Source organism: Shewanella algidipiscicola, from assembly GCF_900380485.1.
Classification (GTDB): domain Bacteria; phylum Pseudomonadota; class Gammaproteobacteria; order Enterobacterales; family Shewanellaceae; genus Shewanella; species Shewanella algidipiscicola.
In genome coordinates, this window is sequence record NZ_OXJV01000012.1 from 444,173 (window position 1) to 468,660 (window position 24,488).

The following is a 24,488-nucleotide window of genomic DNA, read 5'->3' on the forward strand; positions in this document are numbered from 1 at the left end:
TTGCTCGCTGTTTTCTTGTTAATTGATAGGTATTTTGCTAATAGTAGTCCCCCAATCTGCGGCGAAAGCCCGTAAATTGGCTTAGGTAATCCAGTTTGAATGCATTGTTAGCGTTAGTTGATTCTGCTGTTGTTCAAAAAGTAGTCGTGATGCGGCTAGATTTACCGTAAGGTCGTGTAATTAAATGTTTACACGCAATGAATGTCGTGAAAATTATCGACTGATTTTCCACAAGTGATTGAGATCATTATAAAAGCAGTTTAACGGGGCGTTGTGTGCAGAATAATAAAATGAGTATGACCGATACATTAAGCTTAGGTTTTATGACCTTTGCCTTTTTTCTTGGTGCGGGAAACTTAATCTTCCCGCCATTGGCTGGCTTTTTAGCCGGTGAAAACATGTCGTTAGCCATGGTTGGTTTTTTGCTGACAGCGGTAACCTTACCCCTTATTACCTTGATTGCAGTGGCTAAAGCCAACGGCAAAATCATGGGGTTATTACCTCCAGTGGCGGCGACTATGTTGGCTGTGGCTATTTATATCATCATTGGCCCCGCATTTGCCGCGCCCCGCGCTGGCTTAGTGGCCTATGAGATGGGATTTAAGCCCTTTATTGATTTTGGTGATGACACCTTTACGTTGTTGGGCTTAGTACTCAATAGTTCACAACTGTTGTATACCCTGATCTTCTTCGGTATCGCTATGTTGCTGTCACTGTTTCCGGGTAAATTACTCGATAGTGTCGGCAAGGTACTGACCCCCATAATGTTACTATTGTTACTGGGCTTAGCGGTTTCTGTCATAGTGCTGCCCAGCGGCGACATAGGCCAAGCGGTGGGCGAGTACCAACATAGCCCATTATCGAAGGGGATTTTAGAAGGCTACAACACCATGGATACCCTAGCGTCGCTTATTTTCGGTATGCTGATTATCGATATTTTGCGCAAGAAGGGGATTGAAGCACCTAAAGAGCAAACTAAGTATTTAGTGCGCGCCGCATTTATCGCTGCTGCAGGCTTGGCTTTTGTGTATATCTCTTTGTTTTACCTTGGTGCTAGTGCAGGCAGTTTGGCGGCCGGTGCGGATAACGGTGGCGTGATTTTAACCAATTATGTCAACGTTCAATTTGGTGCCATGGGGCAGTTCTTGTTAGCAGCGGTTGTCAGCTTGGCCTGTTTAACCACTGTGGTGGGACTGGTATCGGCTTGTGCCGAATACTTTAATGAGTTGATGCCTAGCTTGTCTTATAAGTTGTTGGTCGTGATCATGAGCCTAGCCTGTGTCACTGTGGCCAACGTTGGCTTAGCGCAATTAATCAATATCAGTATTCCAGTGCTTGTGACTGTCTATCCGGTGGCGATTGCGCTGGTGGCTGTGACCTACCTGACAGAACATTTCGATCGTCCAGCATTGGCTCACCGCTTAGTGTTAAGCGTGGCGCTGATCTTCGGTATCATCGATGGTCTAAAGGCGGCGGGACTGGACATGAGCGTGTTTGATGTGATGCCGATGCACAGCGAAGGTATGGCTTGGTTGTTGCCCACAGGGCTGGTGATTATTGCCTGTTTAATGGTAAAGCGCCCAAAGGCGCAGGCGGTTCTCAATTAATGTGAACCGCGGCCACCATCGATGATTAACTAGCGTTATGCCCTGCGAGCTAACCTTTGGTCGTTTACACGGCGGCTCATCTGGTTCGTACAGTAGATAAATAATAGGTCAGGTTGTGCGTTTGTTGTTTGCGACAATCTTGGCTAATCGCTTAAGATAACGGTGTTAATTCAGTTGAATTAACACCGTTTTTTTATAAGGACAGCGCGTGACTTCAAGTCAACAAGAGTATCAAATTGACCCCCTAATCGAGCCATTTCTCGATGATTTATGGTCAATGAAAGGGCTAAGCGATAACACACTGCAAGCGTATCGAAGTGATTTGTGCCATTTTGATCGTTTTGTTCAAAGCCAGCATGCAGCGCTTATAGAGGTTGACGCTGTATTGGTGAGAGAGTATCTCAGTCAACGCTTCGATACTGGGTTTGCTAAATCCAGCAGCGCTCGACTCATCAGTAGCTTACGACGATTTTATCAGTATTTGGTGGCTAAAAAGCACATCGCTATCGACCCCATGGCCATGATCAAACCGCCTAAATTGGCGCGCACCTTACCCGATTCACTCAGCGAAGCCGATGTCGACCGATTACTGAGTGAGCCCAATGTCGATGAGCCTATCGAGTGCCGCGATCGGGCGATGTTGGAGCTGCTGTATGCCAGCGGCTTGCGAGTGTCTGAATTGGTCGGACTGACGATGGATCAACTCAGCCTACGTCAAGGGGTGGTGCGTATTGTCGGTAAGGGCAGTAAAGAACGATTGGTGCCACTGGGGGAGATGGCGGTGACAGAGATTGAGCAGTATCTGGCATCGGCACGTTTTGAGCTGTTAAAAGGCAACAGCAGCGATGTGGTATTTCCCTCGAAACGGGGCACCATGATGACGCGGCAAACCTTTTGGCATCGCATTAAACTCTATGCATTACGGGCCGGCATTGCGGTGCACCTATCACCCCATACACTTCGCCACGCCTTTGCTACCCATCTGCTTAATCATGGCGCTGACTTGCGAGTTGTGCAGTTGTTGCTTGGCCATAGCGACCTATCGACCACCCAAATTTATACCCATGTGGCCAAGGCCAGATTAGCTAAATTACATCAAGTGCACCATCCAAGAGGCTAGGCGGTGGAATAATTTGCTTTCCGTGCTTTGAACATGTAACTTTTCAGCCTTTAGTCGGGTCTATATAGCAGATCACTTATGCAATTTGACGCAATCGCTGCTTAATTTCGTTGTCGATGTAGCCGCAAGTGTGAGTGGTGTTGAGTGATATAAGCACGACCTTGTTTTGGTTTAATGGTTGTAGTCCAAATACAATACAGGATATCTAATGAACTTTACCCGCGCTCTAACTTTGTTATGTGCCCTTGTGGTCACGCCGTTTGCAATGGCGGCTAACAACAGTATTGATAATAGTGAGCAATTAAAGCAAAAACTGGCTAGCACCTTGAGTGTGGAAGTGCAAAGCCTTAATGTATCGCAAATTCCAGGCCTTTACGAAGCCATCACCGACCGTGGCGTGCTTTATATTAGTCAAGATGGCAGTAAGTTATTTCATGGTAACTTATACGATCTTGATAACGGCATGAAAAACCTCACCGAAGCGGCACTGGCTGGCCCTCGTGTCGAAATGATCAAGCAGTTTGAGCCTAATATGTTGGTCTATAAGGCTAAAGATGAAAAGCACGTCGTGACCGTCTTTACCGACATCACCTGTGGTTACTGCCGTAAGCTGCATAATCAAATGGGTGAATACAACGACTTAGGCATTACCGTGCGCTATTTAGCCTTCCCACGCCAAGGCGTGCCATCGAAAAATGCTAACGATATGGCGGCCATTTGGTGCTCGGCCGATCCGTTAAAAGCGATGACCGATGCCAAGGGCGGTAAGTTGGTCGATACGGCTAAAAACTGCGATGCCAACATCTCGCAGCAATACAATTTAGGCCAAACACTGGGCGTAAATGGGACGCCGGCCATCGTATTAGAAGATGGTACTATGATCCCAGGTTATCAGCCTCCAGAGCAGTTATTGCAAGCGCTAGAGCGCGTTCAATAAGCTTAAATGGTAAATCGAGTGACTAAAAGGTGAGCTTAGGCTCACCTTTTTTGTGTCTAGTCGCAATGGCTCCCGCCGTGCAGGTAGTGATTGGCTTATCTCTAGTGCTCACAGATAGCAGCAATCGATACTTTTGCTGTGTGTTCTGCCGCCGCCTTTGTTATGCTAGCGCCATTGTTTGTTGAGGTTATTTACGCTGTGATCCATAAGATAGTTCGTCGCCCTAAGGTGGATGATAATCATCTTCCTGCTCATCTCTCGCCTATTTTAAAGCAAGTTTACGCCAGCCGAGGTTGCAGTGATGCCGACTGTGAGTTGGCGCTTGCTAACTTGCTGCGCCCTAATACCATGAAAGGACTCGATGTGGCCGCGCGGCTGATTGCCGATGCCATGGCAAATAATCGTAAAATCCTTATTATGGGCGACTTTGATGCCGATGGCGCCACCTCTACCAGTGTCTGTTTGTTAGCGCTGAAGATGATGGGCGCGCAGCAGGTGGATTACCTCATTCCAAACCGCTTTGATTATGGCTACGGCCTTAGCCCTGAGATTGTTGCAGTGGCTTACCGTAAAGAGGCGCAGCTGCTGATCACTGTCGACAATGGCATCTCATCTATCGAGGGCGTTGCCGCTGCCAAGGCGCTAGGCATGACGGTGGTGATCACCGACCATCATCTGCCGGGTCAAACGGTGCCGGCTGCTGATGCCATAGTGAACCCTAACCAACTCGATTGCCCATTTGCCAGCAAGTCGATTGCGGGCGTTGGCGTCGCCTTTTATTTAATGTCGGCATTAAGAGCCGAATTAAGAACCCGTGGTTGGTATCAACAGCGCGCCATTGCCGAGCCAAATTTAGCCAGCTTACTGGATATTGTGGCGCTGGGCACGGTTGCCGATGTGGTCTCGCTCGATACTAATAACCGTATCTTAGTCGATGCCGGTTTAAAGCGAGTCAGAGCCGGCCGTTGTCGCCCTGGCATCACCGCCTTATTGGAAGTCGCTAAACGCAATACCTCACGTATTGTGGCCTCTGATTTTGGCTTTGCGGTTGGCCCCAGACTCAACGCCGCCGGGCGGCTCGACGAGATGGCTCTAGGGGTTGAAACCTTACTGTGTGATGACATCATGCAAGCTCGGCGTATGGCCAGTGAGCTCGATAGCTTAAACGCCGAGCGGCGCGATCTTGAAGCCGATATGCAGCAAGAGGCGCTAAAAAGCCTTGAGGCGCTGAGTTTAGATGAAGCAGACTTACCTTGGGGAATCGCGCTTTACCAGAGCGATTGGCACCAAGGGGTGATAGGTATCTTGGCTTCGCGCATTAAAGATAAATATCATCGCCCGGTGATCGCCTTTGCCGAGGCTAATGAAGGCGAGATCAAAGGCTCGGCGCGCTCGATTAAAGGCCTGCATATGCGGGATTTACTCGAACTAATCAATAGCAGACATCCAGGTATGATCATCAAATTTGGTGGCCATGCCATGGCGGCAGGCTTATCGCTTAACGCTGGCCAATTTGACCGTTTTGCCAAGGCGTATGATGAAGCGGTGCGAGAGCTACTGGCCCCCGCGCAACTGACCGGTGAAATTGTCAGTGATGGTGAGCTATTGCCCCATCAAATGACGATGGCATTAGCCCAAGAATTGCGTAATGCCGGCCCTTGGGGACAGAATTTCCCAGAGCCGTTATTTGACGGTTACTTCAGAGTGGTGCAGCAGCGCATTGTTGGCGAACGTCACCTTAAGCTCGTACTGGAAACCGAATGCGGCCAAACCATGGTCGATGCCATTGCCTTTAATGTCGATTTAAAAACGTGGCCCGATGCGACCATTCAATTTGCGCAGGTAGCTTATAAGCTCGACATCAATGAGTTTAGGGGCAATGAGAGTCTGCAGTTTATGGTGGAGCAGATAGAGCCTAGATAAGCTGGGAACGCCCATCTACGGGCTATGGGTTTCGAGATGCGAGCTTTAGCGTCTGACGGCGTGCTTGCTGGTTGAGTTTGTTTGAGGGTTGAACCTTTAATGGGAGTTAATTGCTTGCAGCAGGCTTATGTGCAAGCGCTCTTTTGGCTCGGTGAGTGAAGCGTAGCTTCGAGCCCACGAACGAGAGACTGGGATTGTCGAACTGGCTTTTAGATAGGGATATCGTTGCGAGCACATCCCTGTGGGCTCTGCGCTGAGGAATCCCCTAATGATTTTTAAATAAATCATGAGATTAAAGTGAACTTGCACCTTAAAGTGTGATCTGATGGAAGTGCAAACAAACATCAATCACAGGACTTCAAGGTGCAAGCGTTAACTATCTTACATCAATCTCTCTATCAACATTGTCCAGAAATACATCAAAAGCGTCTCAATACGCTCATCGTCGCCTGCAGAGCGCTCATCAACGCAGATTGTCTCACTCTCACTCATTTAGGACGGCACATTGATGGCACTAGCACTCATACTAAGCACTCGATAAAACGTATCGATAGGTTACTGGGCAACCATCACCTTCACCATGAAAGAATGGCTGTCTATCAGTGGCATGCAAAGTGGCTTGGTAAGCCCCTAGAACAGTAGACACTTCATAGAGTTATAGTGGAATATGAAGATATGAATCTCAAGACGGTATCTTGTTCAGACAAACTTTGTGGCATTGTCATTTCCTCTGGAAATCGTTCTAATGTTGATTCTTTCTTAGATTTAATTACATCTAAGCCCATTGTAAAAGAAAAGTTAAAGGGGGGGAGCTTGAAAATTGTGGAGGATAATGGCGAATATTATGGGGTTTTATTTGGTGCCATTGGAAATATGCCGATACAACATAAGTAAAATGAAAGTTGCATAGCTATAGGCTGTGGTAAGCCCCTAATTTTTTAGATGGGAAGGCTCAGGAAAGCAGCGACACTGGTTAACGCCAGTCAAATCGAAAATGCGTTATGAAGTCGTCGAAGCGTTTTCTGATAATGATTTGCTTATTGATATGCCTGTATCACCGCAAGCGAGAAAGAAGACCCCAAATTTACCTGAAACATGGCGCGCGCGTTTTATTGCTTATCAAAAGCCAAAGGGTGAGATTAAAGGCTTCGTTACCTCGCTGGTTGACCCCACTCGGTATCCACTGGATAAGCTACTTAATATCTACTGGCAACGCTGGGAAATTGAAGAAGGATATGGCGAGCTTAAGCAAGCTCAACTGCAAAGTAAGGTGACGTTACGAAGTCAATTTACTGAAGGGGTCAGACAAGAACTATGGGGCGTACTTATCGCTTACAATCTGGTTCGTTTAGAGATGGTAGCGATAGCAAAGGAAGCAGAAGTTGCTCCAACGCGTATCAGTTTTAGCGCAGCAATAAGCTTGATAGACACACAATTGATGTGGCTTGCTTTATCGCCGGATGGGAAACTGCTGGCTAAGCTGAAGCAAATGTGAGCCGATATAAAACACTTTATCCTTCCAGATAAAAGAAAGCACCGAACGTATCCACGTTCAGTGCTCTATATACCTAGCCGTTACCCACTAAAATATAAGCAATAATGCTTAACCGAATAGCATTAACTCTATTGACTGGCTTTGTGGGCGCTATTTGTCAAAATAATCAGAGATTACTTCCTGGTATCAAACCTTGACGCTGAATGAGCGTTTTTTACATGGTTAATTTAGGGGGAGACAAATTAGACTGGTAAACTTGTCCTTGTGCGACTAATTGTCCCTCCGCATCTGTAAGTATGTGCTATTACGTCGTAATTGGTCTTTTATTGGGTGACGTCTGTCTAGAGTTCTGCTTTACGAATTGTTAAATCTGGTTATAAAGAATAAGATGTGCGCGAATTTACGACTGGGCAGTTCTTAACGATGTTGAAGATCTGCAAGCCATTATCACGAGCAGATTGGAGTCTTAAGTGATCAAAACAAGAAATACTAAAATCGCGATTATCATCAGTAGCCTACTATCAAGCCAAGCTGTACTAGCTAATGAAGCTAATGACGTTTTTTCACTTGGTGAAATTGTTGTTTCAGAGCAGACAGGTGTAAAAGATATTGCTATCAATAACACAATGACAGCAGAGCAAATTGAACTTATTGGCGCCAAAACGGCTGCGGATGCACTGGACTATGTTCCTGGTGTACACGTTGCTCAGTCGAGTAAAGGTGAGAAATTTTTAACTATTCAGGGCTTTGAGCAAGATAAAGTGCTTATTCTGCTTGATGGTGTGCCATATTATGAAACTAACTATGGCCAGTTAGATCTTAACCAAATCCCTGCCAATATCATTGCCAAAATTGATGTAGTGAAAGGCGCCTCTTCAGTGCTTTATGGCCCAAATGGAATGGGCGGTGTGGTCAATATTATCACTAAGAAAGGCCAAGAAGGTATCAGTGGTGATCTTAATGCATCATTTGGGCAAATGGGGCAAAACCATCAAGCAGGTTCTATCAGCTTAGGCAAAGATGGTTTTAGCTTATTTGCATCAGTCGATCACCGTGGTCGTGATGCAATGCGTATGTCTAATGACTTTGAGCCTGTACTTTCAGACATTAAAAATAAATTTGGTGATTTACCAAAGCAGATGGTTGTTGAAGACGGCGGTAAGCGCGAAAACTCTGATTATGAATCGACTAATATCTGGGTACGTGGTGGTTACGCCAATGAAAGCACAGAGCTTTTTGCTAGTGTATTCAGCTTAGATTCTGATCGTGAGCTTCCTTATAACACCCGTTATAACAAAGTATTTAGTGATTTTAGTAGTTTTGCCGATATCTCTGAATATAAAGATACTGGTATGGATTTAAGCGGTTTACACCGCGTAAATGACTGGCTAACAGTGCGTGCATTAGGTTATTACCACATGCATAACGACAGCTATGATTCATACGATAATCCAGATAAAGACCTTAAGTTAGCGACAAGTAGCTACAGCGATTACACCGCAGGTGGCGCTCTGTTTACTGATATGGCATTAGCGGATTGGAATAGCTTAAGCCTGTCAGTTAACTATAAAAATGATGTACACAAAAAGAAGAATGTTGCTTACGTTGATGTAGGTCGCTCTCATGGATATGAACGCTCTCAATTAGATACTATCAGTGTTGCAGCAGAAGATACCATGAGCTTTGGTGCACTAAATGTGGTCGCTGGTATTGCTTGGCATAAACAAACGATTGTTGAAGACCGCGGTAATGATGCTACGCCGGGTGAAGATGGTTCAGATACCTTAGATCCAATGCTTGGTATGAGTTATACCTTCGACAATGCGGGTCTAGTTTATGGTTCTATCGCGCAAAAGACCCGTTTTGCTACCTTCACTGAGATGTTTGACGATACTGGCGCCCGTCACGATCTTAAGCCTGAACGCAACACTAGTTACACCTTAGGCTGGAAAAATGACTTTAGCCATCAGTTGTTAAATAGCATTGACGTGGGTCTGTTCTATCACGATATTACTGACAAGATTGTTGAAACTTATCTGCCGGATCCAAATGATCCGAATTGGGATCTAGAAGTTTACCAAAACATCGGTAAGTCAGAGTTTTACGGTATTGAGATCACGACGCTAAGCCAGCTAACGGAAAATATCAGTCTGTCACTGGATTACACTTATACTCACGCACGTAACAAGAGCGAAAACCGCGACTCAGATTACTTCCGTGATATTCCAAAAGACTCTGTCACAGCGATTGTTAACTGGTATCAGCCTAGGTTAGATATCGATAGTAACCTACGCGTACGCTATCGTACTGATATCCTGATCGATGAACGCTCACAAGAGTGGGAGTCAGATACATTAACTATCGATATGGGAATTAAAAAGGCGATTACACCGCAGTTTTCTGCTTACATGAATCTTAACAACTTACTCGATGAGTCACACTACGAAGGATACGGCCAGCCAAATGAAGGTCGTTCTTATGAAGTTGGCGTAAAGTACCGCTTCTAAGGAATAGGAATGTTAAACAGACTATTTAGTGCTGTTGTCATTCTCCTTTGTGGTCTTTCAAGTGTATCGGCAACGCCGATACACTTGGTCGATCAACAAGGCCGTGAGGTGGTGCTGCAACAGCCTGCCTCACGCATTGTGACGACCTTTACCCCTGCAAACTTGTTTGCTCTTAGTCTTGGTCTTGAAGACCAACTTGTAGGAATTGGCGGTAGCACCAAGTACTCGCCATTCATTAATCGTATTTTAGGCGAGCGCGATCCTTTGGTGATCGGCAGTCGTTCGGCTGGAACCAGTTTAGAAACCATCGTCGCTTTAAAGCCTGATTTGGTTTTAGTCTTTGGCAAAAAAGATGGCTACCGACTGGCAGATCGTCTTAGCTCATTAGGTATCGCTAGCTTGGTTATTCAACCTGAAAGCTTTAAAGACAGTGAGTTTGTGCTATCGCTATTAGCAAAAGCTACGGGCACCGAAGACAAGGCGGCTAAGATAGCAGCTGAAAACCAGCGCTTAGCCGAGATTATCCAAACTGGACTTAAAGGGCTTAGTGACGATCAATACTTACGTGCATATTACGCCAATAGTTCAGATCTATACCGCACCGCGAGTGAGCAGATGTTTCAACATCAGTTAATGGCTGTTGCTGGCATCAATAATGTCGCTACAGGTGTACCGGGTTTTTACCCTAAAGTGAATGCGGAGCAGCTACTACTTTGGCAACCGCAATTATTAGTGCGTGAATCTAATGATTCAACCAAAGTTGATGAACAACTTAAAAAATCATTGATGACACAAATCGCTGAGTTACCGCAGATCAAAATACCTAATGGTAGCTTCTGGGATATGCCGTCACCAATGGCAATGGCTGGTGCACTCTATATTGCTGCTAACGCTTACCCTGAACGATTTAAAAACATCGATTTAGATGCCGAAATAGCCCATTATTATCAAGTCGCTTTTGGTGATGCTTGCCTCTCGCCTCTGCAAGAGACGAGTCAATGTTTATAGCTAAAGGACGCACTTTTCAGCCGGTTAAGTGGCTGAGCATTGCCATTGTTGTAGGCTTGGTAGGCCTTTGCGCGGGACGCTTTTCGATTAACTCAAGCGACTTATTCAGTGCGATTCAAAAACTGCCCTCTGTACTAAGCAGCTTAATACTTGCAGGGCAAGTGCCGGATAACTTAACCCAAGAAGAAAGGGTCATTCTGCTTATTCGTTTTCCGCGTTTACTAACCGCTCTGATTGTTGGTGCTGGTCTTGCTGTATCAGGCGCCGTGTATCAGGGGGTGTTTCGTAACCCGCTGGTGTCACCTGATATTTTAGGCGTCGCATCGGGCTGTATGTTTGGCGCAGCGATGGGACTTATTTTACCGGGCAGCAGTTGGTTGATGGTGCAGTTATTGGCATTTGTTTGTGGCTTAGCAGCCGCTTGTGCGGCGATGTTCATGGCCAAGCGCTTTGGTAGCAACAGTCTGCTATTGATGATTATGACCGGGATTATTGTCGGCTCGATATTTGGCGCAGGGTTGACCATGTTAAAAGCCTTAGCTGATCCCTATGGAGAGCTGCCAGCGATTGTATTTTGGCTAATGGGATCACTATCGGTAAGCAGTTGGAGCACGGTTGCGCAGCTGATAGTGCCTGTGGCCTTAGGTTATGGACTTATTCATACATTGCGATATCGCCTCAACGTGCTTTGCTTAGGCGATCATCAATGCCGCAGCCTTGGGGTAGAACCAGCAAGACTGCGTATGGTGCTGATAGTGATTAGCTCTTTCATTGTGGCTTCATGTGTCGCAACTGTTGGTTCCGTCGCTTGGATTGGCCTAGTGGTGCCACATATGGTGCGTACCTTCACAGGCGCTAACAATATGCGATTGATTCCGCTATCGACTGCGGTTGGCGCCATCTTTTTGCTGCTAGCAGATAGCGTTGCAAGGGCGAGTTTTAGCATGGAGATCCCGATTGGCATTGTGACCTCGCTGGTTGGTGCACCTTTGTTCGCCTTTTTGCTGTTTCGTTTTCGTCAGGGAGGCGCGTATTAATGCTATCTGTTGAAAATGTGAGTTTTTCTGTTGCTGACAAGCAACTATTAAAAGATGTCAGTTTTGAACTAGCAACGGGTGAGTTTTTGGCGATTTTAGGCGCTAACGGTGCAGGCAAGACGACCTTAATTAACTGCTTATGTGGTTTAAACCAACCGAGCCAAGGTCTGGTCAGTCTTAATTCGCGTCCTTTAAATAATATGAGCCGCGCAGAGATCGCGCAATTGATGGCCTTGGTACCACAACAGCAAGAAACCGCCTTTGCATTTACTGCGCTCGAGATGGTAGTGATGGGGCGCACGCCGTTTCTATCAACTTTTGAGTCCCCGTCAGAGCAAGATATCCACGACGCTAAAAGAGTCATGCAGTTACTCGATGTTGGCGGTTTAGCCAAGGCGGACTACAACCGCCTATCTGGTGGCGAGCGTCAGCTAGTACTGTTAGCCAGAGCACTGTTTCAGAGTGAGCAATTGTTGCTACTCGATGAACCGACTAATCACCTTGACTATCGTAATAAATTTCAAATCCTTTCTCAGGTAAAGCGCTGCTGCGTTGAATCTAATACCGCTGTGATTGCCATCTTACACGATCCAAATTTAGCCCAGCTATACGCCGATAAAGTACTGCTATTGGAACATGGCAAGGTATTGGATTATGGCGAGCGTAGCGCCGTGATGACCTGTAAAAATATGAGTCGACTGTATGGCTTGGCAACGGCCAGTTATCAAGTCGCCTCGCAGGAGTTTTTTATGCCGCAAAACGTATTGGGCTTGAGTCTCAGCAAAGTGCTAATTGTTACCGGTGAAAGCGGTAGTGGTAAAACCACCGCTTTAGCAGCACTTATTGAGCAGTGCCAACAAAAACAGCTGCCATTAAAAGGCATGCTTTGCCCTGGTGTGATGAAAAATGGTCGTCGTTTTAGTAGTGATATTGTCGATATAGCGACGGGAGAACGTTGTCTATTTGGTCATCGTACTGGTGTGCTAGATAAGAAAACCGGCACACGTTTTAGTTTTACTGAAGCCGGATTGGCCCTAGGTTTACAAGCCCTTGATCATAATAACTTTAACCAAGGCGATATCTGTATAGTCGATGAAATTGGGCCGATGGAGCTTGGTGGACAAGGTTTTGGTAAGCAAATCGCGCCACTACTCGCAGTGGCAAATAGCCGTCATATTTGGGTGGTGCGTCCAAACTTGATTGAGCAAGTTTGTCGCCATTGGTCGCTGCATAACCCAGAGGTTATCGGTATTGAAGATAGCGATTTATCCCGAAAACTAATGCAGTTTATCAGCGCTGATAATCTAGCCCTTGTAGGTGAGCAAGGTAAATGAACGATGTCAGTTTAAATCAAACGAGCGTGCTTGAACAAAATTTTATTATTGCCCGCCTAGCCGGTTTGGTCGTGCTAGCTTTATCCGTTATGGCGCTTATCTTGATCAATGCTAATAGCCTGTTGTTTCCAGGCAGTAGCGTGACAACATACTTAGTGGTAACTGCCATTGCCAGCTCGCTTTCGGTTTGCGTCTTACCTATCCGTAGTGGTATCCAGGCTCGCTATGTATGGATAGTGAGTGGCTTGGGGCTATTGCTGCTTATCTACAGCAAAACACTTGAGCCACCAATGGGCGACAGTGCCATGCTAACTTCACTTTGGGCGCAGCTTTTCTTCCTTTCTCGACCTATTGCGCTGGGCTTAGCTATTGCAGCTTGTATCGGTTACTTGTTGCATGCATTTGGTCGTGATGCGCGATTAGAGAGTCATAGCCACCTATTGAGTCTTCTTGCTGGTACAGCGTTTCTTGGTGGAGAAATCGCGGGTAGCTATTGGGCATTTATCGGCTGGGGACGTAGTTGGAGCTGGAGTGGGCACTTCTTTTTCTCAGCCCTGACATACCTGTTATTTATCTTAGTATTTCACTTACCTAAAGCTTGGTTTGCGAATGGCAAAGCTTTGGCGTTAGGTAAGGCCGCGGTGCTTGGCTTTATTTGCGTATTGATGTTGGGGTATCGTCTGTCATGACTATGAACTGGTTGTTTTCAATGCGGCTAGCTTTTGTGCTGCTATTGTTGTTGTCAGTGTGGTTTGCGCTTGGCGTTGCGATGAGTGAGCAAGATGTTTACCGCCAAGTGCTGCGCTCACTGAATGATTTACCTATGTTGCAATGGATGCAAAGCTTAGCCGCAGCGCCTCTAGTGGCAAGTTGGCTTGCGGGCCTATTTGGTTTGATGTTTTTACTTGGATTAAACACTGCACTTTGTTCTTGGCGCGATCTGCTACCGACTTGGCGACATAAGCGCTGGCGTAGCCCACGGATCATGATGCTACCGATTCATATCCTGACCTTATTGGTGTTTATCTTCCACGGTGTCGATTTAGTGTTTATTCATGGCCACGACAGCGTTGTGCTGCATCAAGGTGAACGTTTTAACAATGGGCGTTACCAAATTGAGTTAGTCAATGTTGATTACCGCAACGATGTCAGCCAAATCATTGAAGATGAAAAAGGCTTTAGCCCCGCCGGACGCATTACTCGCCGCAGTGTCGAAGTATTCGATCCGCGCATTAATAATGCTTACTTTGAGGTAAGCAATGGCGAGCAAACTGTCAATGGTCATGCTGGTTTTCTGCGTCCATTTAACTGGGGTGACTTGTATATCACAGTGACAGATTTTCGCGTGCCTTATCAACAAGAGGCCAAAGGCGTGCAAGTTAAGCTGTTAGCTGTACATAACCCACTGATTAACTATTTCTTTATCTGTTATTGCCTATTACTGGTGAGTTTACTGTTGCAAGGGCTGGTGTTTTGGCGTCGCTCAATCAAAAAAGGGAGCCGAAAATGCTAGCTCGAGTTTACATCAGTTTATTGGTCGCTTTAAGTGTATTGCCACTCGCAGTTAATGCGACTGCCGTAGCGACTGACTCAAGCAGTCAGTTAGCTGAACGCTGGCGCGAGCAAATACAACAACCTGTGATGCAATCTGTGCAGCTGGGCGAAGAGGCTGCTGCATGGCAACAGCAAAAAGCGCAGTCACTGTCGCAGCAACAACAAGACTTAGGTGAGCTTTATTGGACTGAGTATCAGCTGCAGAAGCAGCAAAGGTACTTAGCATCATTGCAAGCTGAGGTTACCCAGTTGCAGCAAGACATTGCCACAATAACCGCATTAAAACAGGAGTTAGAGCCGCAACTTGAGATCTGGTATGCCATGTTAGAGCGTCAAGTGAGCAGCGATCTTCCGTTTGACTTTGATGAGCGTAAGCGTCGCTTAGCATTTTTACGTAAAGCTATGGATAGCAATGATCTACCATTAGCCGAGCGTTTTAGACGTTTACTCGATGTGATGACTATAGAGGTTGCTTATGGTTATGGTCAGCAGTTAACGCAAGAGGTTATTGCAATTGATGAGCAACCAGTGCAGGTGAACTTACTGCGTTTAGGGCGTTTATCTTGGTTTTATATCACCCCTGACGAGCAGCATTTAGGTTGGTTTGATAATCAGTCTCGCCAGTGGCGGCCCTTACCTGTTGATCAACAAGGTGACATTAAAGTAGCCATGGCAATTACTGCTAATAAGCAGGTGGCACAGATTGTTAATCTTCCACTAGGAGGGCAAGAACAATGAGAGCTGTGATTGCCATTTTACTTTTTAGTGCTTCTGCTCAGATTTTTGCCCAAGGCCCAGTTGTTGCAAACACTACAGTGAATGAAACTGCTGGTAATTATCAACAGCAAAAGGCTCAAATCGATAAGCGAGTGGCTGATATCCGTCAGGAAAATAGTGCTTGGGAGCATCAATTAAAGCAAGAGATCGATGAGGTTAAATCTAACCAACAAGCGTTAAGCGCAAGGTTAGCCAGTAAACGCGCACAACTCGCTGTATTAAACGAGCAACTTATCGCGCTTAATCTGCAAAAGCAGCAATTGACTAGCAGTTATCAACTCGCTGTTGATGATATGCAGCTGGTGCAAGGCGCCTACCAAAAAGCGTTGAGTAGCTTATCGCAGCAATGGCAGCAAAGTCCTACCAGCTTAATTGAGCCGCAGCGAGAGCTAAGTTTAACGGCTGCTAAGGCTAGCTCTGGTTTTCCACGTTTGTCACAACTCAATGAGTTGATGACTTACGCCATCGACGATATGCAGATGACGGCTCAAGTCGCTAGTACTGCAGCGCCAATAAGCCAAGCTGATGGCAGTGTTAGCACACAAGAGCTACGAGTATTTGGTGGGCTAATGGCCGTAACCGATACGGATTTACCTAACTTTATAGCCTTTACTGATAAACTACCTACCGCAATTAGGCCTGTTGATATCGATGTCAGTCAGCGGCTAAGAGCATGGTTAGATGGTGAAAGTCAGCTGTTGGCAATGGATTTGAGTCAAGGCAGAATGCTGCCAAGCTTGGCGCAAAAGCAAAGCGTTGGCCAATGGGTCAAAGATGGTGGTGAAGTGTTGTGGCCAATTCTTATTTTAGCTGCACTTGGCTTACTGATCGCCCTTTGGCGCGCGGTATTCTTGCTATATTGGCGTCCATTAGCCCAGCTTCAAAACGATGATAGCGCTAAAGCAGATCTGCTAACGATTAAGCAGCAGCTACAGAGTATGTCTCGAGTGCCGGCAGCGAAAGTGCTAGCTAATGCCATTGTTGAAGGGAGCGGTGTTGAAGCAATGGATCAGCGGCTTAAACAGTTAATGCTGAAACAGATAGCGCAGTTTGAACGAGGTCTTGGCTTTATTGCGCTACTCGCTGCTATGGCGCCAATGCTAGGTTTGCTGGGAACGGTTTCCGGCATGATTGAAACTTTCCAATCACTCACAGAGTTTGGCAATAGTGACCCTAAGTTGTTGTCGCAAGGGATCAGTAAGGCACTGATCACCACTCAAGCTGGCTTACTGGTAGCATTGCCATTGCTACTGCTGCATTACCCGTTAAAGCGCCGCGCCCAAGCTCTAAGTTTGAATATGGAGCAGCAATCAGCCTTGTTACTAGCGCTCAACCTTGAGCAAGGGGAAGGCCATGGCTCCAAGTAGTTCGATGCAGTCATTAGAGCAATTTGTTCATGCTGTTTTAGGCTTTATTGAGCTAGGCGGCATAGTGATGTGGCCGCTATTTATCTGTTGTTTATGGATGTTGTGGTTAGTCAGTCGTGCCTTATTTAAAGAGCAAAGCTTAGAAGCTCTGAGTGGTGTAACAACCGAGTGTGACTGGCTTAATCAACGTTTGCGCTTGTTGGCATTAAGGCAGGCACAGGCTCAGCAGTATGGCGATCTTCAAGGGGTTAGGTTACTTGCTATGGTTGCGCCGTTATTAGGCTTGCTCGGCACCGTGAGCGGAATGATCGCCATGTTTGATGCGGGAGCCAATTATGGCTTTCATGATCCAGCTGTAATTTCTGCAGGGATTTCTATGGCGATGGTGACCACGCAAACAGGTTTGTTTGTCGGCTTAACAGGGGTGATATTGGCCTTTTTTTGGCAGCGAAAGCTTAATCGTTTAGATACCGATTTATTCGTTGGAGGTGCACATGCTTAGCGATCGTTTTAGGCAAGATAAAGATCCCGAGATCAATATGACACCGATGCTAGATGTGGTTTTTATTTTGCTGATCTTCTTTATTGTGTCGACCAACTTTGTGCAGCAATCATCTGTTGAGATCAAGCGCCCTCAAGCCAGCACTGCGACCAGTGTTGACGGCAGCCCAATTGTGGTAACGCTCGACACAACTGGTCGGGTCTACTTTGAGTCAAAAGAGATCGATATTTACTATCTGCCGGGAAAATTACAGCAGATTGCTAGTCAAACGCCGAAAGCAAAATTGCTGGTGGTGGCCGACACTAACTGCCCAACTGGGGTCACGATTAAAGTGTTAGATATCGCCAAACAGGCTGGGATCAGCTTTAGTTCTGTCGCGTCAGAGATCCATTAATGATCAAACAGCAAGTTAAAGCCTTTTGGGTCAATAGTGTCAGGTTTATCTTATCGGTAATGGTAACTATTTTGCTTTGTTACTATTTGCCAAATAGTCTCAATCAAAACCTGGATAAAGGGCCATTAACCCAGCAAGTTAAGCTGCAAGAACTGCCATTATTACCTGTTGAGAAGCCGCGCCAAGTGGAGCCCAAAAAAGTTCAATCTAAACCGATAACGGCGAGCGTGGTAACGCCGATATCAAGCAGTATGCCGATTATGCCTGCTGTTGCAGATATGCCGTTGCAAGTTCCTATCATGGCTACACCAACATTGAACGGCTTAGGGTTACCCAGCATTGCTCCTGTGATTGCGGGTATAAAAGATGTTGATAAAGCGCCTGAATTATTACGCTTTATTCAGCCTAAAATGCCGATCGCAGGTCGTAAGTTTAAGCAAGGAGGCAAAGTTCTGCTACGGCTTATTGTGGAGGCTGATGGCATAGTGAGTCACGCAGAGGTATTAGAAGCAGAGCCCAAACAAGTGTTTGACCAATCAGCGATCGAAGCAGCGCGTAAATGGCGTTTTAAGCCTGCGGTGTTATCGGGCGAAGCGGTTAAGGTGTTTGTTGATGTACCGATTAATTTTAAGGTGAGTTAGTGATGAAGCGTATTCAACAACTTGCATTTGCATTTGTATTTAGTGGGTCGTTGATCAGTTTTTACAGCCATGGAGAGCAAGGGGAAAAGGCAGACCAAGGACGCTCGTTAAATCGGTTTGAGTCTAACCTGCTTAATAAAGCTAGCTCTTTGATAGAACACAACGATTTTGATGCAGCGCTAGTCATGATGCAGCCATTACTTGAGCAAAGTGCTCCACATCCAACGGTATTTCAATATGCATGTAAGACCATTGCCGATACAGGCGATGAAATTAAGGGGTTAAGTTGTTGGCAGCGAGGTTATAAGCTATATCCTCAGAAGGCGAATATTGCGATTAACTTAGCTCATGCTCAGCTTCAGTTTGAACATTATAAGGCGGCGCTTGCTAGCTTAAGCGGCTTGGATTTTTCAACTTTAGATGAGCCTATTTCAGCTCAAGTTCGTTATATGCGCGGCTACGCGCACTACCAGCAGGGGCAATATCAAGCGGTGTTAACTGAGCTGATTAGCCATGATGTGAAGCGGCATTGGTGGCCATTGATTAGTTACAGCCAGCTGGCGTTAGAGCAATGGCAAGCAGCAAAAGATAGCGCTGAGAGTTGGCTAGCACTTGAGCCAATTAACCGCAGCGCATGGCAGGTCTTAACCCGCAGTGAGCTCGGGTTAGAGCATCCTGTTGAGGCCGCGGTCGCAAGCGATATTGCTGCTAACTTACACACCGATAGAAACAAGGGCGTAGCTCGCGACAGTATTGGGCTGTTTGGTCAGATTAAAGCCTATAATTTGGCAGCTAGTTGCACGCAGTTTATTAATTCCAAAACTGATAGCGCAGCGTTTGCATCTGCGGATTTTAGCTGCGCGCAATATGCGTGGATATCGGGGCGCTATCAAACTGCATTAAATATATTAATGCAGTTTGATATGAGCAAACAAAATCAGCTGCATGATGACTTTTATGTACTACAAGGCCAACTATTTGCAGCGCTAAAGCAAGGCGATAAGGCGCGCAATGCATGGATTAAAGTCGGCTTACAATCATTGCCTACCGGCAGTGCGTCTGAAATAAAACATGCTCGACAACGCCGCAATGAATTACAAGGGCAGGCTCTATTATTAATAGGGCAAAGTTACTGGCTAGAGGGACTATGGCCTGAGGCTGAGGCGAGTTACAGGAAGCTTGCGCAAACACCGGGATTTGAAACGATAGCGGCGGCTTTTAGTCAAAGGTTAACTGCCTTAGTATTGTTTGAATAGAAACTCAGATGGTCAAAGCGGGCGGCCGTGGTAGCATCTGCGCCCAAATCATTCATATTTAGTTTTATTGCTCCACTATGGCAATTGGTCTTTTAGGTAGAAACAAATAAAACCAGCAACATAGTTTCTTGGATCTTAATGATCGACAATTACGACTCTTTCACCTTCAATTTGATGCAGTATTTTCAGCAGCTTGGACAAGATATTGTGGTTAAACGGTAAACGTCCGCTGAACTAGGGCCTGTTGATCTTTCAAGGTTGTTTTTGCAGCGAATTGTTGGGTATTTATACAAGGCAGAAGCTTTGTGGTGTAGTTATTCTACATAAAAAGCTGAGAACGCAGTAGAAATGAGCAACAAACGCTGCCCGAAGGGTTCGGCTAAAAACGTTTTACTCTTTGTTAAGTGAATTTTGCTTAGATGACTAGGCTGCAATCCACTCGCCTCGATTAAAACGTTTTTGTCTTGAACAAAATTCAACCAGCAAAGATCAACAGGCCCTAGTACATGATAGTCAAACAGCACCACATTATACATCAATGCTTTATCATTAATGTCTTTTGCTGTTAACGCTGGCGAGTCTGCACCTGAGCAGTACACCCAAATATACGATTCCGCTCGTTCATCATTGTGACTTTGATTGTTGTTTCATCTGCCTGTATGACGGGTGGTGAGAGCAATATTCCTCTCAACCGTTGATACAAGGGCTTAAACAAGGTGCCGCACTTCATCATCCAGTCCGGCAGGGTTCGCCGATTAATTTCAATACCGTGTTGCTTGAATAGGGGGGTCTTGTCGATAAAGCGGTAAGGCGTACTGATATTTATTGGTGATGATTTGGCTGAGCAAGCAGGGAGTGGCGTAGTCCTTTGGTACGAGGCTACTCGGTACCGGCGCTTGTCTGCTTCACCAATGTCATGGAACACTTGAACTTGTGGCAAGTGCTCCGGTAACGGTTTTCGCTTAGTTTTTTCTTTTTTCTTTGGCGGAGTGGTTTCTGACTCTGGTGTGGTATCGACGGCTAAAGTGTCGTCTTCAGCCAGCGTTTCTGCTTCATTAAACAACTCACCTTGGGCTTGCCATGGCCTGCCAAAACAGGTTGAAGCTGGCTTCTTTGTGGCTGGCCTGCTGCCATGTGTCAGGGTTATCAATAAAATAGCGGGTGGCGGCAAGGAATTGGCCGTGGCAATTGTCTTGCATCAGTGCCACCGGATAGGGGGCGATAACACCTTGCGTTTGGCCTTGTTCAATTAAGTCACCAATAAAGCCTAAAATGGTGTTCATCGCCTGCATACGCACCGCTTGCTCAACCGTTGGTGACATAGAGTATTGCTGAAAAAAGGCCTGCTTGAGCGGATTGTCGATCGCCCAATTGAGTGCGCTAAACCAGAGGTGTTTAGCATCTTGCTTAAGCTCCCCCGAGGGCTGATCGCTAGCGATAATCGCATCGGCAAACTCTTGCTTAATCGATAAAAAAAGGTGCTGCATAAGCGCATCTTTAGAGGGGAAGTGGTGAAACAAGGTGCCTGTGGCCACGCCAGCTTGGCGGGCTATCGCTGCGGTAGTGGTGGCATGAAAGCCCTGGGCGACAAACAGGCGGAGGGCTGTGTCCAAGATGGCTTGTTTTTTGTCGGTAATGCTCATGGTGTTCCTTACTGCATCATATGGCTGCGGACACAGGCCCGCCGCGGCGTGCGATAACTGCAATTTATCGCGTGCAACCTCGTCGTGGCCGTTAGCGTAAAAACACTTTCATCAGTAGCTTTTGTATTAGGCCACCATAAGGGGGATGGACTAACTTACCGGTATTCAATTTGCCGCGACTGAGCACGGTTTTAGCGTGGCTCATGGTTAAAAAGCCCTCTTTACCATGATAATGCCCCATGCCCGAGGGGCCAATTCCGCCAAAGGGCGCGTCATCGGCCGCTACATGAAACACGGTTTCGTTAATACACACACCGCCAGAGTGGGTGTGGCTTAAAATACGTTGCTGTGCTGCGTTATCGAAACTCATGATATATAAGGCTAACGGTCGTGGGCGATCATTGATGTAGTTTATGGCTTGGGCTAGATCATCATATTCTATGATAGGCAGCAGCGGGCCAAAGATCTCCTCTTGCATCACCAGCATCTCATCATTGACTTGGCTTAGCAGCTGGGTGGGGATCTTACGCGTCTTGCTGTCGATAGCTTCACCATTGGCCGAGGTGATGAGTGCACCTTTACTGCGCGCATCGTCGAGCACGGCGACTATCCTGTCAAACTGACGTTGATTAATGATGGTGCCATAATCTGGGTTGTTGGCGATTTGACCATACATGGCATTAAACTTATGCGTGAACGCTTGCTTAAAGGCGTCGGTTTTTCCCTTGGGCAGTAACACATAATCGGGGGCGACACAGATTTGTCCGGCATTTAAGCATTTACCGTAGATCATCCTCTCGACCGCTGTCTCAAGTGGCATATCATCGGCAATGATCACCGGCGATTTTCCCCCTAACTCTAAGGTGACCGGAGTGAGATTGTCGGCGGCGGCGCGCATCACGTGACGCCCGACTGTGGTTGAGCCAGTAAACAATAGATGATCGAAAGGCTGCGCCGAAAAAGCGGCCGCGACATCGGCCTCTCCTTCAACGACGGCGACCACAGTGTCATCAAATAGCTCAGCGAGCATCTTTTTTAATACGGTATTGGTGTGCGGGGTGAATTCAGACAGCTTGATCATGGCGCGGTTACCCGCAGCCAGTGCGGTAATTAATGGCCCGACAGATAACATCACCGGGAAGTTCCACGGCACTATGATGCCAACCACGCCAACAGGTTGATAATGTACGGTAATGTTTGCTGGGGCCAGCAGCATACCGGCATGGCGGCGGCTGGGCTTCATCCAACTTTTTAAATGTTTGAGGGTGTAATTGATATTGTTAATGCAGGGCATGATGTCGGAAATAAGGCTATCGTCAGCCGAGCGGTGGCCATAGTCTTGCGACAGGGCCTCAATAATGCTGTGTTGCTGCGTGAGTAAGGCTTTTTTTAAGGCCTTGAGCTGTGCTTTTCGTGCATCAAGATCCGGAGCCGGTTGGCGCTGATAAGCGGATTTTTGCGCGTTTAATTGCTGTAACAGTTGAGTGGCAATATTGGTTTGCAGTGGCATATTCATTACACCTGTCCTTATTCGCTAGCGCGTGATGAGTGGTTACCGCTCGAACTTATTCGCCTTAAAGTAAGCCATGTATCTTGCATGGCGATATCATTCAAAAAATAACCGACTGATTAGTCGGTCTGATAATAGGCGACATTGACTCTGCGGTCAAATAAGCATCATGATTCACAATAAAGTGTGATCTAGATCAACTGTGTTTATGGTATCAAAAACTACACTTAAAGCTAGATGTGTAGGTTTTTTGAGTCATTGGAGGGCATATGAGTGATTTACAGCATGGTATTTCTATCGGTATCGAACGAAGTGGCGACAATATCTATTTAATGCTGACGGCCATCGGCACTTTAACCCACGCCGATTATGAGTTGATGACCCCTATTTTAGAGTCGGCGTTGGCGGGACTCGATCAGCCTGAAATTGTCGCGTTGGTGGATATTACCCAATTAGAGGGGATCTCACTGCATGCTGCGTGGGACGATCTGCAACTGGGGCTTAAACACGGTAAAGCGTTTCACAAGGTGGCGATTGTCGGGCGTGGCGATTTCCAGCAGTGGATGAGTCGCATTGCCGGCTGGTTTAGCCCTGGTGAATTTAAATTTTTTGATAGTCGAGCTAAGGCAAGAGCATGGTTGCTGTGATGTCAGTGGTCATAGAGCTTCAGCTGGTTAATGCTTAATGCGCCTTAAGTTGATGAACCTTAAGTGTTGAGCACGAATAGAGGCTATGGTCGTCACACTTAGCAATGCCATTTGGCGTGTGATTAGGCCGTGGAGTCTAGTCACCTAAGCTTAACGGTTGTTGGGTTATCCGCTAAGCTTAATTACTGTAACCTGTGAATGATATATCAAGTCTTGCGCTAAACGGCTCAATGATACTACCGCTCACATCTCGCATTACCGCTAAGGAGTTCACGATGAGAAAAGGTCAAATTTTATGCCCAACCGACTTTTCCGACACGGCGTCTCATGCGCTGTCTTATGCTATTGAAATGGCCAACCTATATCAGGTGGGCTTTCGATTATTGCATGTTGTTGAGCAGCCTGTTGGTGATGAAAATTACCAGATCTTGGCTATCACTCCCGACGAATTAGCTAAGTCGATGGAAGATGCTGCCGCTGAAAAAATGAAATCATTATTAGCCAAGCTGGACAGTAATTTAGCGGTTGAAACCATGATCCGTCGTGGTGATGCGGTGACCGAGATCTTAGCCGAAGCCGAGGAGAGTGCTGCAGGTATGATTGTGATAGCCAGTCATGGCCGCACGGGTTTCTCCCATTTTTTACACACCAATGTCGCCGAGGCCGTAGCCAATGGGGCTAAGTGTCCGGTATTGGTGGTTAAATAAAGGTGTGAGTTGCAGAGACAGGGATGCTCCTCGCTGACACCATTATTGAGGAGGTGAGTGATGCGTACTCATCAGATTCTATGCCCAACCGACTTTTCTGATACGGCGTCTCATGCTTTGGGTTATGCTATTGAAATGGCATCACTTTACGGTGTGGATTTACGAATAGTGCACGTAGTAAGTCAGCCTTATGGTGCCCATAATTACGGTATTATGATCGGCAGTAATGAAGAGCTAGAGCAGCATTTGCATGCCTACGCCAGTGGCAAATTAGGGCAAATAGTGCGAGAAGCTCAGCTAGAGATGCCCGAGGGACTCACGGTTTACAGTAACATTAGGGCCGGTGATGTACTGGGGCAACTGCTGACGGAAGTGGAAGAACACAACATTGGCATGTTGGTGATTGCCAGTCACGGTCATCAAGGGTTATCACATCTGCTTAACCCCAATATTGCCGAGTCATTGGTCAATAAAGCCAAATGTCCAGTGTTAGTGGTCAAATAGCCTTTCGGCAGCAAGGCG

General features: G+C 46.5%; 23 protein-coding genes and 3 pseudogenes. 23 read left to right on the top strand and 3 right to left on the bottom strand.

Features of this window, described 5'->3' with window-relative positions; all coding sequences use genetic code 11:
• The first annotated feature begins 275 nt into the window (after window positions 1-275).
• The 20 genes and pseudogenes from brnQ to DN599_RS18890 form a co-directional block, all read left to right on the top strand.
• Window positions 276-1,607 (top strand): branched-chain amino acid transport system II carrier protein, encoded by a 1,332-nt coding sequence (gene brnQ, locus DN599_RS09445; protein ID WP_239473273.1) that lies wholly within the window; start codon window positions 276-278, stop codon window positions 1,605-1,607.
• Between the two features lie 277 nt (window positions 1,608-1,884).
• On the top strand, window positions 1,885-2,727 hold the full coding sequence (gene xerD / locus DN599_RS09450) for a site-specific tyrosine recombinase XerD (protein WP_239473287.1): 843 nt from the start codon (window positions 1,885-1,887) through the stop codon (window positions 2,725-2,727).
• A gap of 208 nt (window positions 2,728-2,935) precedes the next feature.
• On the top strand, window positions 2,936-3,664 hold the full coding sequence (gene dsbC, locus DN599_RS09455) for a bifunctional protein-disulfide isomerase/oxidoreductase DsbC (RefSeq protein ID WP_110457357.1): 729 nt from the start codon (window positions 2,936-2,938) through the stop codon (window positions 3,662-3,664).
• A gap of 198 nt (window positions 3,665-3,862) precedes the next feature.
• Window positions 3,863-5,587: a single-stranded-DNA-specific exonuclease RecJ gene (gene recJ / locus DN599_RS09460; RefSeq protein ID WP_110457533.1), complete on the top strand. Its 1,725-nt coding sequence runs from the start codon at window positions 3,863-3,865 to the stop codon at window positions 5,585-5,587.
• A gap of 363 nt (window positions 5,588-5,950) precedes the next feature.
• Window positions 5,951-6,208: pseudogene (locus tag DN599_RS09465) on the top strand (IS4 family transposase); the annotation flags it as partial.
• A 39-nt stretch (window positions 6,209-6,247) separates the two neighbouring features.
• Entirely contained in the window at window positions 6,248-6,481 is a 234-nt protein-coding gene (locus tag DN599_RS09470; protein ID WP_110457358.1) for a hypothetical protein, read from the top strand.
• A gap of 70 nt (window positions 6,482-6,551) precedes the next feature.
• A pseudogene (locus tag DN599_RS09475) lies at window positions 6,552-7,187 on the top strand (transposase); the annotation flags it as partial.
• Between the two features lie 365 nt (window positions 7,188-7,552).
• The gene (locus DN599_RS09480; protein WP_110457359.1) at window positions 7,553-9,589 is read left to right on the top strand and encodes a TonB-dependent receptor plug domain-containing protein; all 2,037 of its coding nucleotides are present in this window, start codon (window positions 7,553-7,555) and stop codon (window positions 9,587-9,589) included.
• Window positions 9,590-9,598: 9 nt separating this feature from the next.
• Window positions 9,599-10,597 (top strand): ABC transporter substrate-binding protein, encoded by a 999-nt coding sequence (locus tag DN599_RS09485; RefSeq protein ID WP_110457360.1) that lies wholly within the window; start codon window positions 9,599-9,601, stop codon window positions 10,595-10,597.
• Window positions 10,588-11,634 (top strand): FecCD family ABC transporter permease, encoded by a 1,047-nt coding sequence (locus tag DN599_RS09490; RefSeq protein WP_110457361.1) that lies wholly within the window; start codon window positions 10,588-10,590, stop codon window positions 11,632-11,634. Before DN599_RS09485 ends, DN599_RS09490 begins: the two co-directional genes overlap by 10 nt.
• Window positions 11,634-12,968: an ATP-binding cassette domain-containing protein gene (locus DN599_RS09495; protein WP_110457362.1), complete on the top strand. Its 1,335-nt coding sequence runs from the start codon at window positions 11,634-11,636 to the stop codon at window positions 12,966-12,968. Before DN599_RS09490 ends, DN599_RS09495 begins: the two co-directional genes overlap by 1 nt.
• Window positions 12,965-13,657 (top strand): hypothetical protein, encoded by a 693-nt coding sequence (locus DN599_RS09500; RefSeq protein WP_110457363.1) that lies wholly within the window; start codon window positions 12,965-12,967, stop codon window positions 13,655-13,657. Before DN599_RS09495 ends, DN599_RS09500 begins: the two co-directional genes overlap by 4 nt.
• A 20-nt stretch (window positions 13,658-13,677) precedes the next feature.
• The gene (locus DN599_RS09505) at window positions 13,678-14,481 is read left to right on the top strand and encodes a hypothetical protein (RefSeq protein WP_239473274.1); all 804 of its coding nucleotides are present in this window, start codon (window positions 13,678-13,680) and stop codon (window positions 14,479-14,481) included.
• On the top strand, window positions 14,475-15,260 hold the full coding sequence (locus DN599_RS09510; RefSeq protein ID WP_110457365.1) for a DUF3450 family protein: 786 nt from the start codon (window positions 14,475-14,477) through the stop codon (window positions 15,258-15,260). The genes DN599_RS09505 and DN599_RS09510 overlap by 7 nt, the downstream gene beginning before the upstream one ends.
• On the top strand, window positions 15,257-16,666 hold the full coding sequence (locus DN599_RS09515; RefSeq protein ID WP_110457366.1) for a MotA/TolQ/ExbB proton channel family protein: 1,410 nt from the start codon (window positions 15,257-15,259) through the stop codon (window positions 16,664-16,666). The genes DN599_RS09510 and DN599_RS09515 overlap by 4 nt, the downstream gene beginning before the upstream one ends.
• On the top strand, window positions 16,653-17,168 hold the full coding sequence (locus DN599_RS09520; RefSeq protein ID WP_110457367.1) for a MotA/TolQ/ExbB proton channel family protein: 516 nt from the start codon (window positions 16,653-16,655) through the stop codon (window positions 17,166-17,168). Before DN599_RS09515 ends, DN599_RS09520 begins: the two co-directional genes overlap by 14 nt.
• Window positions 17,161-17,562 (top strand): ExbD/TolR family protein, encoded by a 402-nt coding sequence (locus tag DN599_RS09525; RefSeq protein ID WP_012156720.1) that lies wholly within the window; start codon window positions 17,161-17,163, stop codon window positions 17,560-17,562. Before DN599_RS09520 ends, DN599_RS09525 begins: the two co-directional genes overlap by 8 nt.
• The gene (locus DN599_RS09530) at window positions 17,562-18,203 is read left to right on the top strand and encodes an energy transducer TonB (RefSeq protein WP_110457368.1); all 642 of its coding nucleotides are present in this window, start codon (window positions 17,562-17,564) and stop codon (window positions 18,201-18,203) included. Before DN599_RS09525 ends, DN599_RS09530 begins: the two co-directional genes overlap by 1 nt.
• A gap of 2 nt (window positions 18,204-18,205) precedes the next feature.
• Window positions 18,206-19,459 carry a tetratricopeptide repeat protein gene (locus tag DN599_RS09535; protein ID WP_110457369.1) on the top strand — a complete coding sequence of 418 codons (1,254 nt, stop codon included), beginning with the start codon at window positions 18,206-18,208 and terminating at the stop codon, window positions 19,457-19,459.
• A 138-nt stretch (window positions 19,460-19,597) separates the two neighbouring features.
• Window positions 19,598-19,678 (top strand): annotated as a pseudogene (locus DN599_RS18890) (anthranilate/aminodeoxychorismate synthase component II); the annotation flags it as partial.
• A 346-nt stretch (window positions 19,679-20,024) separates the two neighbouring features.
• Here DN599_RS18890 and DN599_RS09550 read toward each other — a convergent pair.
• From DN599_RS09550 to DN599_RS09560, 3 genes are all read right to left on the bottom strand, one after another.
• Entirely contained in the window at window positions 20,025-20,522 is a 498-nt protein-coding gene (locus DN599_RS09550; RefSeq protein ID WP_162599187.1) for an IS66 family transposase, read from the bottom strand.
• 1 nt (window position 20,523) lies between these two features.
• On the bottom strand, window positions 20,524-21,102 hold the full coding sequence (locus DN599_RS09555; protein ID WP_110457372.1) for a TetR/AcrR family transcriptional regulator: 579 nt from the start codon (window positions 21,100-21,102) through the stop codon (window positions 20,524-20,526).
• 91 nt (window positions 21,103-21,193) lie between these two features.
• Window positions 21,194-22,618, bottom strand: a complete 1,425-nt coding sequence (locus DN599_RS09560; protein WP_110457373.1) for a coniferyl aldehyde dehydrogenase — start codon at window positions 22,616-22,618, stop codon at window positions 21,194-21,196.
• A 263-nt stretch (window positions 22,619-22,881) separates the two neighbouring features.
• On the opposite strand from DN599_RS09560, the gene DN599_RS09565 reads away from it, so the two are divergent.
• The 3 genes from DN599_RS09565 (at window position 22,882) to DN599_RS09575 (ending at window position 24,470) form a co-directional block, all read left to right on the top strand.
• Complete coding sequence (locus DN599_RS09565) at window positions 22,882-23,259, top strand: SpoIIAA family protein (RefSeq protein ID WP_110457374.1); 378 nt, start codon at window positions 22,882-22,884, stop codon at window positions 23,257-23,259.
• A 275-nt stretch (window positions 23,260-23,534) separates the two neighbouring features.
• The gene (locus tag DN599_RS09570; protein WP_110457375.1) at window positions 23,535-23,966 is read left to right on the top strand and encodes a universal stress protein; all 432 of its coding nucleotides are present in this window, start codon (window positions 23,535-23,537) and stop codon (window positions 23,964-23,966) included.
• A gap of 60 nt (window positions 23,967-24,026) precedes the next feature.
• Window positions 24,027-24,470 carry a universal stress protein gene (locus tag DN599_RS09575; RefSeq protein ID WP_110457376.1) on the top strand — a complete coding sequence of 148 codons (444 nt, stop codon included), beginning with the start codon at window positions 24,027-24,029 and terminating at the stop codon, window positions 24,468-24,470.
• The last annotated feature ends 18 nt before the right edge of the window (window positions 24,471-24,488 follow it).